Origin of the sequence: Massilia frigida, assembly GCF_011682175.1 — a bacterium.
Lineage (GTDB): Bacteria > Pseudomonadota > Gammaproteobacteria > Burkholderiales > Burkholderiaceae_D > Telluria_A > Telluria_A frigida.
Map to the genome: position 1 here is coordinate 13,164 of NZ_WHJG01000048.1, position 15,958 is coordinate 29,121.

The window sequence follows — 15,958 nt, forward strand, 5'->3', positions numbered from 1 at the left end:
TCAGGCCGCGCGCAGTACGATGACCACGCGGTGCGCGGCGCCGTCGGCCTTCATCGGGATCATGGCCGCGCCGCCTTCGATTGGCGCTTCCTGGCCGTCGAGCGAGGCGGCCACCACCAGCGTGCCATCGCCGATGGCGTCGTTGATCACTTCGATGTGGTAGCTGGTCGCGCCGTCCGGCAGGCGGTAGCGGATGCTGAAACCCGGCCACGCCGCCGGCACCACCGGCTTGATGCGGATTGCCGCGCCACCCACCAAGGTAAAACCGAGCACCGATTCAAGCGCGACCCGGTAGGCCCAGCCGGCCGAACCCGTGTACCAGGTCCAGCCGCCGCGCCCCACGTGCGGTTCGGCGCCGTAGATGTCGGCCGCGATCACGTACGGTTCGACCTGATAGCGCGCCACCGCTTCCGGCGTAAGCGTGTGGCTGACGGGACTGAGCATTTCGAGCAGCTGCGCGGCGCGCTCGTTGCGGCCCGCTTCGGCCATCGCGCGCACCGCCCAGCAGGCGGCGTGCGTGTACTGGCCGCCGTTTTCGCGCACACCGGCCACGTAGCCCTTGATGTAGCCGGGGTCCTGCACGGTGTCGACAAAAGGAGGGGTCAGCAGGCGGATCAGGCCATCGTGATCCGACACCAGCCGCTCTTCCATCGCGTCGAGCGCCATGTGCGCGCGCTCTTCCGGCGCGGCGCCGGAGATCACCGCCCAGGCCTGCGCCAGCGCGTCGATCTGGCATTCGTCGCTCTGGCTCGAGCCCATTACCGCGCCATTGTCGTAAAAGGCGCGCCGGTACCATTGGCCATCCCAGCCTTCGCCGTTGAGCGCGACGGACAGGTGGTCGCGGTAGGCACTGTAGGCGGCGATGCGTGCACTATCGCCGCGCTTTTCGCACGCAGGCAGGAAGTCGCCGATGATGCGGAACAGGAAAAAGCCCATCCACACGCTCTCGCCGCGGCCTTCGCGCCCGACCCGGCTCATGCCGTCGTTCCAGTCGCCGGTGCCCATCAGCGGCAGGCCGTGCGCGCCCTTGGTGAGCGAGCGGTCCAGCGCGCGGCAGCAATGCTCGTACACGTCGGCGCTGGTGCCGGCCGGCTGCGGCTCCAGGAATACTTCATCTTCGCCGTCTTCCAATTGCGGCGCGCTGAGGAAGCCCGCGACTTCATCGAGCACGCTCCAGTCGCCGGTGGAATTGAGATAGAAGGCGGTGATGTAGGGTAGCCACAGCAGGTCGTCCGAAAAGCGCGTGCGCATGCCTTTTTCCAGCGGGGCGGGATGCCACCAGTGCAGCACGTCGCCTTCCACGAACTGGTGCGCGGCGTGCAGGCAGATCTGCTTGCGCGTCATTTCGGGCAGGGTGTAGATCAGGGCACTGGCGTCCTGCAACTGGTCGCGAAATCCGTACGCGCCGCCCGACTGGTAAAAGGCCGTGCGGCCCCAGATGCGGCAGCTCAGGTTCTGGTAGGCCAGCCAGCCGTTGACCATCAGGTCGATGGCCGGCACCGGGGTGTCGATCTTGATGGCGCCCACGGTGTCGTGCCAGAACTGGCGCACCTCAAGCAGCGCCTGGTCGACCGCCGCGCCGCTGCGATAGCGCCGCACCAGGGCCTGCGCATCCTCGCTGGAGGTGGTTTCGCCCAGCAGCACGGCAAATTCGACCTGCTCGCCAGCGGCGATGGTCAGGCGTGCCTGGAACGCGGCGCATGGATCGAGACCGGGGCCGGTGCGCCCGTCCAGGCGCGCCTCGCCCAGCGCGGCCGGACGGGCGGTGGTGCCCTGCGGGCCGATGAAGGAGGCGCGATCGCCGCTGTGAAAGCTGGCGCTGGCCGGCGGCGCTACCAGGGCGGCGAAGGTCACGCCGTCCGCGAACGGGCCGGCCATGCGGCTGGTGGCCAGCAGCACGCCGGCGTCCCAGGTGGTGCACACGTGGCGCGCGCTGTCAGCGCTTGAACCGAGCACCAGCTGCTGGAACGAGAACAGCGAGATGGTGCGGCTGCGCGTATCGGTATTGCGCACGCGGATACGCACGATCTTGAGCGGGTCGTGGCGCGGCACGAATACCGTGCACTCCTGCTCGAAGCCGTAGCTGGCATGGCGGAAGGTGGTGTAGCCGAAGCCGTGCACCGCTTCGTAGCCGGCGGCGGCCGGTGCCGGGCCGGGCATGGGCGACCACCAGCTGCCGTCGTCCTCGTCGCGCAGGTACAGCGCTTCGCCGTGCGGGTCGCGCACCGGATCGTTGAACCAGGGGGTGAGCCGGTGTTCGCGGCTGTTGCGGCTCCAAGTGGTGCCGGCGCCAGTTTCGCTCACCAGTACGCCCACCTGCTCGTTGGCGATCACATTGGTCCAGGGCAGGGGCGGGCGCGACAGGCCCGTGGCACCATCCCAGGCGAGCCGGATCACGTATTCCTTGCCATCGGCGGAAAAGCCGCCGTCGCCGTTGAAGAACCGCAGCGGCGCGGGTTCGGCGTCGTCCTGCACGTGCTTGCGCTGCGGTGGACGGGGCGGGCGCAAGATGCTGGCGCGCGGCGCGAACTCCGGCAGTTCGCCCTTGACCACCATGCGTGCCTGCGCGGCGATGCGATCCAGGTCGGCGCTGAGCACATGCATCGGGTCGAGCAGGGTCACCGGGCCTTGCAGGCCGGGCCAGTCGGCGGTGGCGCCGACCAGCACCAGGTGCAGTGGCAGTGCCAGCGCATCCCAGTAGCGCGCGGCGTCCAGCAAGGCTTGCGCGTGCGGGTCGCGCGCACCGATCGCGTGCACCACGCACAGCACGCGGTCCTTGGGTAAACCCAGGTCGTCGGGGATGGTGCCGCTCGATACGCGCGCGTCTCCCGGGGCGCGCAGGGCGCTCTCGCCATACAAGATCGCGGCGGCCAGCGCTTCGGCGTACGCGGCTTGCTCGGTGTCCAGCGCCAGTACGGTCAGGAGGGCGGCGCGGCGTTCGCCCGCCGTACGCGCCGCCAGTTGCGGCGACGGCGCGCTGGCCAGCAGCGCCAGTGCGGCATCGCGCTCGCCCGCCGCGCCCAGCGTGAACGCGATGACGGCATTCGCGTCCGGTTCCAGCGTGACGTTGCGGCGCAGGCTGAAGGACGGATCGAGCACGTTGCCGGCGGTGCCCGATAGCGGTGCGCTTGCCGCCAGGGCGGCCGGTGCCCCCAGGCTGCGGCCACGCCCGATGAAGCGTTTGCGGTCGGTTTCGACGCCGGCGTCTTCACCGCCGCTGGCCGCGTGCACCAGCCAGATGCATTCTTCGCCGGCGTCGCGCGGGCGGCGCCGCGCCAGCACAGCGCCAGCGGCGGGAACCGATTCGGTCTGCACGAACAGCTTGGAAAAAGCCGGATGCGCGGCTTCCGCGTCGCGCTTGTTGAGGACCACTTCCAGGTAGCTGGTGACCTCGATGCGGCGCGCCCGCGTGCTGGTATTGAGCAGGGTCAGGGTGCGCAGCTCGACGTCGGTTTCCGGCGCGACCACGATGTCGAGCCGCGCTTCGATGCCGAGGTGGCGGCAGGTCAGCCACGCGCCGCCATCGTCGCCGCCGAAGCCATAGCGGGCGCCGGCGACGGCACAGGGCTGGGCGCCGACCGACCAGAACTCGCCGCTGTCGAGGTCACGCAGGTAGATAAAGTAGCCGTCGCCATCTTCCACCGGGTCGCCCTGCCAGCGCGTCAGCGCATGCGCGCCGAGGTCCGTCGCGCCACTGCCGGCAGCCGTGACGAGCACCCGCAGGTGACCGTTGGAGAGAAAGCGGGCGCCGGCGGCTGGGCTGAACGGAATCGGAGTCATGGGCAGGAAACGTGGTTTTCATTTGGGGATGAAGCAATGTAAGCGGTTACATCGTGGTAAATTTTACATGACATCCTTGTTAAAACTATGAAATTTCGACCATCCGGCGTGTTATTTTCGATGAAAAATTTACAAAAAAACCACGGTGTGTTGCACCCGATTGGGTTACATTAGGAAAAATGTAATCGGTTACCCGACTTCTATGCAGGGGGAATGACAAGGTGGCGTTTTCATGGCCGTAACGATCAAGGATGTGGCGCGCTTGGCGAATGTGTCGGTCGCGTCGGTGTCGCGCGCGTTGAACGGCAGCGGCACCGTGACCGAGGAGACGCGCAAGCTGGTGTTGGCTGCCGCGCGCAGCTTGCGCTACATTCCGCACAGCGGCGCGCGCAGCCTGTCGACCAGCCGCACCCAGACTATCGGCGTGGTGCTGCCGGACCTGCACGGCGAATTCTTTTCGGAGCTCATTCGCGGCATCGACATGGCGGCGCACCGGCGCGGCCTGCACCTGCTGGTATCGAGTTCGCACGGCGATGCCGGCGAAGCGGCAATGGCCATGCGCGCCATGAGTGGCCGGGTCGATGGCCTGATCGTCATGTCGCCCCACGTGGACGCCAGCTTTTTGGCCGACAACCTGGCAGGCAATCTGCCCATCGTGCTGGTCAACACGCGCGCCACCGGCCACGATTGTTCGGCCCTGGCGGTCGACAACCACGGCGGCGCGGCCGACATGGTGCAGCACCTGGTCGAGATGGGACACCGCAGCATCGTCATGATCGCCGGACCGGCGGACAATTTCGAGTCGCAGGAGCGCCTGCGCGGCTTTCGCGAGACCATGGCGCGCCTGCTGCCCGGCGTGGCGCGGTTCGAGCCGGACGTGCTGCGCGGCGACTTCGGCGAGGAATCGGGCTACCGCGCGGGCCAGCAGCTGCGCGCCCTGAAACGCTTGCCCGACGCGGTGTTCGCCGCCAACGACATGATGGCGATCGGTTGCCTGTTCGCGCTGGGCGAGGGCGGACTGGTGGTGCCGCGCGATATCGCGCTGGCCGGCTTCGATGACGTGCCTACGGCGCGTTTTGTCGCGCCGCCGCTGACCACGGTGCGGGTGCGGATCACCGAAATGGGCAGCCGCGCGCTCGAATGCCTGGCCTTCGAAATCGAAAACCCGCAGGGGACCAAAAAAACCGTGCAGGTAGTGCAGACGGAACTGGTGGTGCGGCGCTCGTGCGGCGCGCATGCGCAGGGCGTCGCGGATACCGGCAATAAAGAATAACGACAACGGGAGAAATGCATGAAAATGAAAGCAGGCGTGCGCGAACTGCGCCGGGCACTGGTGGGACTGTCGACGCTGGCCATGCTGGCCGCCGCGCCGGTGCAGGCGCAGTTAAGCAGCGCCACCATCAAGGGACACATTACGCAGAGCGGCGCGCCAGCGGCGCCGGCCACGCCGGTCATCGCCAGCAATTCGGCCACCGGCTACAACTACCGCACCACCACCGCCGCCGACGGCAGCTATGTGCTCACCGGCCTGCCGCCGGGCGAGTATGCGATCAAGGTCGGCGGCCAGACCACCGAAAAGCTCACGCTCTCGATCGGCCAGACCGCCTCGCTCGACCTGTCGGTCGGCGCCGCCGATCCGGCCAACGTCGCGCAGGTGGTGATCCTGGGTTCGGCCCAGCGCCGCAACGTCAAGACCTCGGAAGTCGGTACCAGCGTGTCGCGCGCGCAGATCGAGAGCCTGCCGCAAGTGTCGCGCAATTTCCTCGCCTTTGCCGACCTGGCACCGGGCGTGCGCTTCGACGTCGAGGCCAAGACCGGCTACGGCAGCTTGCAGGGCGGGGCGCAGAACCAGGACAATGTGAACGTCTTCATCGATGGCGTCGGACAGAAAAACTACATCCTGCGCGGCGGCGTGTCCGGGCTCAACTCGTCGCGCGGCAATCCGTTCCCGCAATCGGCGGTGGCCGAGTACAAGGTGGTTTCGCAGAACTACAAGGCCGAATTCGACCAGGTCAGTTCCACCGCGATCACGGCCATCACCAAGTCAGGCACCAACCAGCTGCATGGCGATGTGTTTTTCGACCGCACCGGCGCCAACCTGACCGCCTACGATCCATTCCAGAAGAAGAGGAAGGACGAGGGCGTGGACCGCCCGCGCTACTCCCAGAAGCAGTACGGCGCAACGCTTGGTGGGCCGATCAAGGAAGACGTGATGCATTACTTCATCGCGTACGAAGGCAAACGGATCGACACGCCGCGCCAGGTCGTCGCGCAGCGCCAGGACTTGCTGCCCAACGCCGGCATCGTGCCGTCCCTGCTGGCGCAGGCCGGATCGGCCACGTCCAAGTTCAAGGAAGACCTGGTGCTCGGCAAACTCACCACGCGCATCGGCGACGACCACCTGATCGAACTGTCCACCCGCATCCGGCGCGAGAACGACCTGGTGCCGGAAGACTTCAAGCTGTCGGTGCCGGGCAACGAGAAGGACCGCAAGAACGACGAAACGCGCTTCGACCTGAAACACGAATTCACGCGCGGCGACTTCCTCAACGAGGCGCGCATCGACTACGAGAAGTTTCATTGGAATCCGAGCGGGCTGCGTTCGACGCCTTACGTGAAGTACGTGGTCTCGCCAAGCAACGAGACCAAGAACGTGGTCGATGTGCTGTTTACCGGCGGCTCGCCGGACGCCCAGGACCGCATGCAGAAAGGGCTGTCGTTCAGCGACAGCCTGACCTGGACGGGCCTGGCCGGCCACACGATCAAGGGCGGCGTCAAGGTCAAGAAGGTCGACTTCGACCTGTATGGCACCTCGCGCAGCATCGATATCCGGCGCGAGATGATCGACAATGTGACCGGCATTGCGCAGTTGTTTGAAATATCGCCCGCCCTGGCGCCGACGGGGGTGAGCTACGTCGACCGCCAGTACGGCATCTACTTGCAGGATGACTGGAAAGTGACCAAGCAGCTCGAACTCAATCTGGGCCTGCGCTGGGATTACGAGACGAATATGCTCAACGACAGCTACGTCACGCCGGCCGACCGCGCGGGCCTGTTCGGCAAGCAGGACCCGCGCGCTGGCGCCCCTGCCGGCCAGACCTATGCGCAGTCGCTGGCCAAGGGCGGCGTAACGATCGGCGACTTTATCAGCACCGGATCGAACCGCAAGCCGTTCAAGGATGCGTGGCAGCCGCGCGTGGGCATGTCGTACGACGTTTTCGGCGACGCCAATACCGTCTTCTTCGCCGGCGCCGGACGCGCCTACGACCGCACCATCGCCAACGCGGCGCTGGACGAGCTGCAAAAGAATTCGCAGCCCGGCGGCGAAATCTGGCTGATCCGCAGCGAACATCAACTGCCGTACACCGACCAGTTCAGCCTCGGCGTGCGCCAGGCGCTCGGCGCGTGGAATACCGAAGCCGGTGCGACCGTGTCGCGCAGCCGCAACCAGTTCAACTGGTTCGGCGGTAACCGCGATGTCAACGGCGGCTGGGGCAATGCCAGCCCGACCGATCCGATGTTCAGCTCCGTGCCCGGTTACGGTACCCTGATCCTGGGCGACTTCATCTCGCAGGCGAAGACCTCGTCGGCCTACCTGAAAGGCGACAAGCCGTTTTCAACCGCCTCCGGCTGGGGCCTGGCCGCCACCTACACCTACTCCAAAGGCGAGACCACCAACAAGGAGTGGACCAACGACCTTTTCAACTGGACCTACGGGCGCTATGCCAATTCGTGGAATCCGTCCACCAACGTCGAACGCCACCGCCTGGTGATGGCGGGGATGAGCGACCGCCTGCTCCCGTACGGGATCATGCTGTCGTCCAAACTCACCCTGGGCAGCGGCCTGCCGTACCGGATCACCGACTGCTCCAAGGGTTTCAGTGCCTGCGTGTCGCGCAAGGGCGATGGCGGCTCGTTCCGCCAGGTGGACCTGGCCATGGCCAAGGATATCGCGGTCGGTTTCGGCAAGGTGTCGGTGCGCCTGGACGTCCTGAACCTGTTCAATACGATCAACTACGCCGGTTACGACGCCTGGGGCGGTGGGCCGACCACCAAGAATCCCAATTATCTTGGCGGCGACAACGTCAAGCTGGGAACGGCGGGCGAGGTCGGTGGCCCGATGCGCACGGTGAAACTGAGCGCGCGCTACGCATTTTAATAAGGGACGTTGATGAGAAAACGCTTGATGCCGATGGCGGCGCTGGTTGGCGCCATCGCGACGCTGCCGCTGGCGCCGGCCATGGCGGCACCGCCCGCCACCGCCCCGGCGGCGCTGCTGGACGACCTGTCCGAGCGCACCTTCCGCTTCTTTTGGGAGACCACCAATCCGGCCAACGGGCTGGTGCCCGACCGCTATCCGTCGCCGTCGTTCTCCAGCATCGCGGCGGTCGGTTTCGGCCTGACGGCGTACCCGATCGGCGTCGAGCGCGGCTACATCACACGGGCGCAAGCGCGCGAGCGCGTGCTCACCACCTTGCGTTTCTTCCGCAATGCGCCGCAAGGCAGGCAGGCGAAGGGCATGAGCGGCTACAAGGGCTTTTTCTATCACTTCCTGGACATGAAAACCGGCGCGCGCAGCTCCAAATCGGAGCTCTCGACCATCGACACGGCCTTGCTGATGGCCGGCGTGCTGCACGTGCAATCGTATTTTGACGGGGCAGGCGACGAGGAGGCGGAAATTCGCCGCCTGGCCGACGAACTGTATCAACGCATCGACTGGCAATGGGCGCAGGCGCGCCCGCCGGCGATCGTGCTTGGCTGGCATCCGGAAACCGGCATGCTGCCTTACGACTGGCGCGGCTACAACGAGGCCATGCTGGTGTACGTGCTGGCGCTGGCCTCGCCGACCCATCCGGTCGAACCGAAGGCGTGGGACGAGTGGACCAGCACCTACGACAAGACCTGGGGCACTTCATGGGGCCAGGAGCACCTGGGGTTCGCCTCGCACTTCGGGCACCAGTATTCGCACGTGTGGATCGATTTTCGCGGCATCCAGGATGCCTACATGCGCAAGCGCGGCATCGATTATTTCGAAAACAGCCGGCGCGCCACGTACGCGCAGCAGGCGTACGCGATTGCCAACCCGCTCGGCTGCAAGGGTTACGGCGCCAGCTTGTGGGGCGTGACGGCCAGCGACGGTCCGGCCGATGCCACCATTACCGACGGCGGCGTCAGGCGAAAGTTCCGCAGCTATGCGGGACGCGGCATGGGCAAGGAGCATGCCGACGACTGCACCATCGCCCCGACCGGCGCGGTGGCGTCGATCGCGTTCGCGCCGGAGATCGCCATTCCGGCGATGACCGACATGCACGCGCGTTACGGCAAGCAGATCTACGGCAAATACGGCTTCCTGGACGCCTTCAATCCGAGCTTCGACTTCGGCATCAAGCTGGCCAACGGGCGGCGCGTGCCGGGCTTCGGCTGGATCGACACCGACTACCTGGGCATCGACCAGGGCCCGATCCTGGCCATGATTGCCAATCACCGCGACGAATCGGTCTGGCGCGTCATGCGCGGCAATCCGATCATCCGCACCGGATTGCGGCGCGCGGGATTTACCGGCGGGTGGCTCGATAACGAGGCCAAGCCATGAATTTGCGGCGGCGCCACTGGGTCGCCGGTTCGGCGCTGGCGCTGCTGCTGGCCGGCTGCGAGCGGCGCAGCGGCGGCCCGGTGGAGCTGCGCCTGTGGGCCATGGGGCGCGAAGGCGAAGTGGTCAAGGAGTTGCTGGCCGACTTTGAAAACGCCAACCCCGGCATCCGCATCAAGGTGCAGCAGCTGCCCTGGCTGTCGGCCCAGGAAAAACTGCTGACCGCGTTCGCCGGCGACGTCACGCCCGACCTGTGCCAGCTGGGCAATACATGGATACCGCAATTCGCGGCACTGGGCGCGATCGAGCCGCTGGGCGACCGGATCGACCGTCCCCACGGCGTGGCCAGCGCCGACTATTTTCCCGGCATCTGGGCCTCGAACCAGATCGACGCCCAGTTGTACGGCGTGCCCTGGTACGTGGACACGCGCCTGATCTACTACCGCAAGGACTTGCTTCTCGATGCCGGTTTCGCCAAGGCCCCCGCCAGCTGGGCCGAATGGACCGAGGCGATGCGCGCGGTGAAGCAGCGCAGCCCGCAGAACTATGGGGTTCTGCTGCCCCTCAACGAATACGAACAGCTGCTCTCGCTGGCGCTGCAGCAGGACGCGCCGCTGCTGCGCGAAGGAGGGCGCTTCGGCGACTTCCGCCACGCCGATTTTCGCGCCACGCTGCAGTTTTATCTCGACCTGTTCAAGAATGGCCTGGCGCCGCGCCTGTCGGCCACGGCGATTTCGAACGTGTGGGACGAATTTGCGAAGGGTTTTTTCGCCTTCTATATCTCCGGACCGTGGAATATCGGCGAATTCAAACGGCGCCTGCCGCTTGAAAAGCAGCACACCTGGATGACGGCGCCTTTGCCGGGACCGCACGGCGCCGGTGCGTCGGTGGCCGGCGGCGCCAGCCTGGTGATATTCAAGGCGTCGCAGCATAAGGAAGAGGCATGGAAGGTGGTCGAATACCTGTCGCAGCCCCACGTGCAGCGCCGTTTTTACCAGATGACTGGCAACCTGCCGCCGCGCCGCAGCGCATGGAATGACCCGGCATTGCAGGGCGACCCGTATTCGGCCGCGTTCCGCGAGCAGCTCGAACGCGCCAAGTCGCCGCCCAAGGTGCCGGAATGGGAGCGCATCGGCACCGAGATGCGCATCGTCACCGAGGCGCTGGTGGCCGGGCGCATGACGATCGAGCAGGCCGTGACGGAACTCGATGCGCGCACCGACCGCATCCTGGAAAAGCGCCGCTGGATGCTCGATCAGCGGGGCCGGGCATGACGACCGGGCGCGCCGCGTGGTGGATGGTGGGGCCGCCGCTGCTGGTGATCGGCATGTTTTTCTTCGTTCCGGTGCTGGCGGCGCTGGCGATGAGCATGACCGACTTCGACCTGTACGCGCTGGCGGACCTCGACAACCTGCGCTTCGTCGGTCTGGCCAATTATGCGGAGCTGCTGCAAACGCCGCTGTTCTGGAAGGCGCTGGGTAACACGCTGTTTTTCGTCGTGGCCGGCGTACCGCTCTCGATTGCCGCCTCGCTCGGCGCGGCGCTGCTGCTCAATTCACGGCTGGCGTGGTTCAAGCCGCTGTTTCGTACCGCCTTCTTCGCGCCGGTGGTGACGTCGATGGTGGCGGTCGCCGTCATCTGGCGCTACCTGTACCACTCGCGCTATGGTTTCATCAATTACGGGCTCGATCTGGCCGGGCTGGCGCCGGTCGACTGGCTGGGCGATCCACGCTTCGCGATGCCTTCGATTATCCTGTTCGCGGTCTGGAAAAACTTTGGCTACAACATGATCATCTTCCTGGCCGGCCTGCAAAGCATCCCGGGCGATCTGTACGAGGCGGCCGAACTCGATGGCGCGCGCAGCGTCGCCATGCTGCGCCATATCACCTTGCCGGCCCTGGCGCCGACCATGTTCATGGTCAGCATCCTCACCATGGCCGGCTATTTCCAGCTGTTCGCGGAACCATACATGATGACCGAGGGCGGGCCGCTGCAAAGCACCGTCAGCGTGCTGTACTTCATGTACGAGCAGGGCTTCAAATGGTGGAACCTGGGCAGCGCCACGGCGGTTGCCTTCATCCTGTTCCTGCTGATGTTCGGCGTGACCATGCTGCAAATGCGCGTGGCCGGCCGCGGGCTGGAAGAATGAGCGCGCGCGCCGGCGCCAATCCCCGGCGCGTGTTCGTCAACGCCATGCTGATACTGTGCGCGCTGCTGGCCATGTTCCCGCTGCTGTGGATGACGTCCGTGTCGTTCATGGCGCATGGCGAGGCGAGCCACTTTCCGCCGCCGCTGCTGCCGCGCCAGGCCACCCTGGCCAATTACATGGAGCTGTTTTCGCAGGCCGGCATCGGGCGCTATTTCCTCAACAGCCTGATGCTGGCGCTGGCGGCGACCTCGCTCTCGCTCGCGTTCAACGTGGGCGCGGGCTACGCCTTCGCCAAGCTGCGCTTCGCGGGACGCGACCGCATCTTCAAGCTGCTGCTGGGCGCACTGGTGATTCCGGGCCAGGTAGCGATGCTGCCGCTGTTTTTGATCATGAAGCAGATGGGACTTGTGAATACCTACATCGGGGTATTGGTGCCGGCGGCGGCCAGCATCTTCGGGATTTTCCTGGTGCGCCAGTACGCGCTGACGATTCCCGATGCGCTGCTGGAGGCGGCGCGGCTCGATGGCGCCAGCGAGTTCCGCATCTTCCGCTCGATCGTGCTGCCGTTGCTGGCGCCGATCCTGGTGACCTTGGCGATCTTCAGTTTTCTCGGCAGCTGGAACGACTTCATGTGGCCCCTGATCGTCCTCACCGACAAGGATCTGTACACCCTGCCGGTGGCGCTGGCATCGCTCTCGCGCGAACATGTGCAGGATAACGAGATGATGATGGCCGGGTCGGTGCTCACCATTTTGCCGGTGCTGCTGCTGTTCCTGGTCTTGCAGCGCTATTACATCCAGGGCCTGCTGGTCGGCAGCGTAAAGGGATAAGGCCGCCGGCCGCCATGTCATCGCAGTGAACATCACCAGGGCAAAACATGACGAACGCAATCGTATTTCCCAAGCACTTCCTGTGGGGCGCATCGACGTCGGCCTACCAGATCGAAGGCTCGCCGCTGGCCGACGGCGCGGGGCCGAGCATCTGGCAGCGCTTCGCTCACTCGCCCGGCAATATTCGCGATGGCGACACGGGCGATGTCGCCTGCGACCATTACCGCCGCTCGGCGCAGGATGTGGCGCTGATGCGCGAGATCGGCTTGCAGGCTTACCGCTTCAGCATTTCGTGGAGCCGGATCATGCCGGCCGGCCGCGGCGCGGTCAATCCCGTCGGGATCGGGTTCTACGACGAGCTGGTGGACCGCTTGCTGGCGCACGGCATCAAGCCGATGGTCACCCTGTTCCACTGGGATTTGCCGGAGGCGCTGGACAACCAGGGCGGCTGGCTCAATCGCGACATCGCCGGCTGGTTCGCCGACTATGCGCGCGTGATGTTCGACCGCCTCGACGACCGGGTCACCTCGTGGGCCACGCTCAACGAGCCATGGGTGGTGTCCGACGGCGGCTACCTGAATGGTACCCTGGCGCCCGGGCACCGCAACCGCTTCGAAGCCCCCATCGCCGCGCATAACCTGATGCGCGCGCACGGTGCGGCGGTGAAGGTGTACCGCGAGGTGGGCAAGCACGAGATCGGGCTGGTGGTCAACCTGGAACCCAAGTACCCGGCCAGCGACAGCGCGGCCGACCTGGAAGCGGCCGCGCGCGGCCACGCTTACATGAACGGGCAATTCCTCGATCCGGTGTTTTTCGGGTGCTATCCCGACAAGATGAAGGACGTGTACGGCGACGCCTGGCCCGAGTGGCCGGCCGAGGATTTCGACGTGATTCGCCAGCCGCTCGACTTCATCGGTGTCAATTACTACACGCGCAGCGTCACGCGCGACGAGGCGAGTACCTGTCCGCTGCGTGCGGTGGCGGTGCGCCAGCCGCTGGCCACCTACACCGAGACCGGTTGGGAGGTCTACGCCAAGGGCTTGAGCGACACGCTTGAATGGGTGGCGGCGCGCTACGGCAATCCGCCGCTGTACATCACCGAAAATGGCGCCGCGTTTTTCGATCCGCCGGTGGCCGAAGGAGGGCGGGTGCACGATCCGCTGCGCGTCGATTACTACCAGAAGCATCTGCGCGCGATTCACGAGGTGATGCAAAAGGGCGTGGACGTGCGCGGTTACTGCGCCTGGTCGCTGCTCGACAACCTGGAATGGGCGCACGGCTTTTCCAAACGCTTCGGCATCGTGCACGTGAACTTCGCGACCCAGGAGCGCACGCTCAAGGACAGCGCGTATTTTTACCGTGAGGTTATCGCCACCAACGGCGCCGTGCTCGATGGCGTGCCGGCGCGGCCGTCCCCGTGGAGCGGCGCGGCCATGTGGACCGAGTAGGCAAGCGGGGCGGCAAATAGGGGGAAAACCGCCGGCGGTTACAAAATGGTGTTGTATTTATGCTGCAAAAATGGAAAGTAAGAAGTCAAAAAAATAATGCGCAGGTGGAATCATAGTTTTCCTATGACAGCGTGATTTTTATAAGGCGCGCAGGCGTGCGGAATGCAGGGCACAGACGGGCTGAATGTCGAAAACAGCAGAATATTGTTATTAAACAATTTCTCAAATACACTTACATCTGCTAAACTGCTCGACTCGTTATAATTTGTGCAATAGATCAGGCCATGTATGTGGGCTGTCGCCTGCCCGCCATGCTGCCTGCTCAACTTCAAAAATCGCTTCGTTTCCCGCCGCGCCGCCTCGCCTTGGCTTCCCTCGTGCGCGCTGCGCTGCTGCTCATGCCGGCGTCCACAGTGTCGGCGCAGCAGCTTCCGGTGCCGGCAGCAAGCGCGCCCAATCCGCTCGACGTCGCGCAGGAAGGCATCCGGCGGCAAGAGGAACGCCTGCGCGAACAGCAGCAGCAATTGCAGACCAAGGCCGACCTGCTGCAACCGGCGCAGGCGGCCGCCGACATGAGCAAGCTGCCCGTCGAGACGCCTTGCTTCCTGATCAAGAGCATGACTGTTGGTAGCAAGCAGGAGCTCGGCTCGATGGCATCGGCCGTGGCGCCCTTTATCGGCCAGTGCGTCGGGGTGCAAGGGGTGCGCCAGATCGCCGCCGTGCTTGACGCCAGGCTGATCGCGCAGGGTTACGTCACCAGCCGGGTCAGCCTGCCGCAGCAAAACCTGAGCGAGGGCAAGCTGGTGTTCGCCCTGCACATCGGCCGCGTTGCCGGCGTGAAGATGGTCAAGGCCGGCGTGCCGGGCGACGTGGCGGACGATGCCTGGGGAACCTGGAAGAACGCCTTTCCGCTCTCCGCCGGCGACGTACTCAATATCCGCGACCTGGAGCAGGGCGTCGAGCAGATGAAGCGCTTGCCGAGCCAGGCGGTCACCACCCGCATCGAGCCTGGCATCGATGCGGACACCAGCATCGTGCTGCTCGAACGCCATGCCGGCAGCCTGCTGGAGCGCACGCACGCTTCCGTCAGCCTGGACAATTCCGGTTCGGTGGCTTTGGGCCGGGCGCAGTTGTCCGGTTCCCTGTCGCTCGACAACGCCGCCGGCCTGAACGATATTTTCAGCCTGAGCAGCAATATCAATGCCCAGCAGCCCAAGCGCGACCATCGCAGCACCAGCCTGTCGGCCAACTACAGCATTCCCTGGGACTATCACAGCTTCAGCGTGTCGCACAGCAGCAGCCGCTTCGCCCAGTTCGTGCAAGGTACGACAGCGCGTTTCCTGTCCAGCGGCAGCAGCAGCACGGCCGAGGCCAAATGGAATTACCTGGCGTGGCGCAGCGCGTCGGCCAAGGCCGGCGTGTATGCGGCCATCTCGACCCGCCGCGCGCAGAGTTTTCTCGACGACGTGGAACTGGTCGTGCAGCGCCGCCGCACCACCGGCGCCCAGGCCGGCCTGACCCTGAAGCAATACCTCGGCCAGGGCCTGCTCGATCTCGACCTCGGCTACCGCCAGGGCATCGGCCTGGGCAGCGCCGAGGCCGACTATCCGAGCGCGGCCGACGGCGGCCTGACCCTGCGTCCGCGCATCTATAGCTTCAACGCCTCGTACAGCCAGCCGTTCAAGCTGGCCGAACGCGCACTGCAGTACAGCGCCAGCCTGCGCCTGCAAAAGACCGGCGACATGAGCTTGTCGGCCGACCAGATCAGCATCGGCGGGCGCTACAGCGTGCGCGGCTTCGACGGCGACAGCGTGCTGATGGCCGAAAGCGGCGCGATCCTGCGCCAGGACGTCTCGACCGGCCTGCCATCGTTCGCCGGTATCGACAGCAGTGTATTCATCGCGCTCGACGCCGGCAAGGTCTGGGGGCCGAGCGCCGCCGGCCTGGTGGGCGACACCCTGGCCGGTTTCGCCGCCAGCCTGCGCGGCAGGTGGAAGTCGCTGGTATTCGATATCAGCCTGGCCACCCCGGTCAGCAAGCCGGAGCGCTTCAAGACGCGCGCGCTCACGCCGTATGTATCGGTCACGTATTCGCGCTGATCGGCGCAGCGCAGACAGTTCAGTCCCCCCGCAGTACCCGTTTGACGCCGTTCAGGCACCCC

Annotated in this window: 9 protein-coding genes; 8 read left to right on the forward strand and 1 reads right to left on the reverse strand. The window is 65.6% G+C overall.

Going from position 1 to position 15,958, the window contains the following annotated elements:
- A complete protein-coding gene (locus F2P44_RS29545) occupies nucleotides 1-3,780 on the reverse strand; it encodes a GH36-type glycosyl hydrolase domain-containing protein (RefSeq protein WP_167092826.1) in 3,780 nt (1,259 codons plus the stop codon).
- Nucleotides 3,781-4,012: 232 nt separating this feature from the next.
- On the opposite strand from F2P44_RS29545, the gene F2P44_RS29550 reads away from it, so the two are divergent.
- From F2P44_RS29550 to F2P44_RS29585, 8 genes are all read left to right on the forward strand, one after another.
- The gene (locus tag F2P44_RS29550; protein ID WP_167092829.1) at nucleotides 4,013-5,053 is read left to right on the forward strand and encodes a LacI family DNA-binding transcriptional regulator; all 1,041 of its coding nucleotides are present in this window, start codon (nucleotides 4,013-4,015) and stop codon (nucleotides 5,051-5,053) included.
- An 18-nt stretch (nucleotides 5,054-5,071) separates the two neighbouring features.
- A complete protein-coding gene (locus F2P44_RS29555) occupies nucleotides 5,072-7,939 on the forward strand; it encodes a TonB-dependent receptor (RefSeq protein WP_167092831.1) in 2,868 nt (955 codons plus the stop codon).
- Between the two features lie 12 nt (nucleotides 7,940-7,951).
- On the forward strand, nucleotides 7,952-9,373 hold the full coding sequence (locus F2P44_RS29560) for a glucoamylase family protein (protein ID WP_167092833.1): 1,422 nt from the start codon (nucleotides 7,952-7,954) through the stop codon (nucleotides 9,371-9,373).
- Nucleotides 9,370-10,644 (forward strand): sugar ABC transporter substrate-binding protein, encoded by a 1,275-nt coding sequence (locus tag F2P44_RS29565; RefSeq protein ID WP_167092835.1) that lies wholly within the window; start codon nucleotides 9,370-9,372, stop codon nucleotides 10,642-10,644. Before F2P44_RS29560 ends, F2P44_RS29565 begins: the two co-directional genes overlap by 4 nt.
- Nucleotides 10,641-11,519, forward strand: a complete 879-nt coding sequence (locus F2P44_RS29570; protein WP_167092837.1) for a carbohydrate ABC transporter permease — start codon at nucleotides 10,641-10,643, stop codon at nucleotides 11,517-11,519. Before F2P44_RS29565 ends, F2P44_RS29570 begins: the two co-directional genes overlap by 4 nt.
- Nucleotides 11,516-12,349, forward strand: coding sequence for a carbohydrate ABC transporter permease (locus F2P44_RS29575; protein ID WP_167092839.1), 834 nt, complete (start codon nucleotides 11,516-11,518; stop codon nucleotides 12,347-12,349). The genes F2P44_RS29570 and F2P44_RS29575 overlap by 4 nt, the downstream gene beginning before the upstream one ends.
- Before the next feature lie 47 nt (nucleotides 12,350-12,396).
- Complete coding sequence (locus F2P44_RS29580; RefSeq protein ID WP_167092841.1) at nucleotides 12,397-13,797, forward strand: GH1 family beta-glucosidase; 1,401 nt, start codon at nucleotides 12,397-12,399, stop codon at nucleotides 13,795-13,797.
- Between the two features lie 377 nt (nucleotides 13,798-14,174).
- Nucleotides 14,175-15,896: a ShlB/FhaC/HecB family hemolysin secretion/activation protein gene (locus tag F2P44_RS29585; RefSeq protein ID WP_370662758.1), complete on the forward strand. Its 1,722-nt coding sequence runs from the start codon at nucleotides 14,175-14,177 to the stop codon at nucleotides 15,894-15,896.
- The last annotated feature ends 62 nt before the right edge of the window (nucleotides 15,897-15,958 follow it).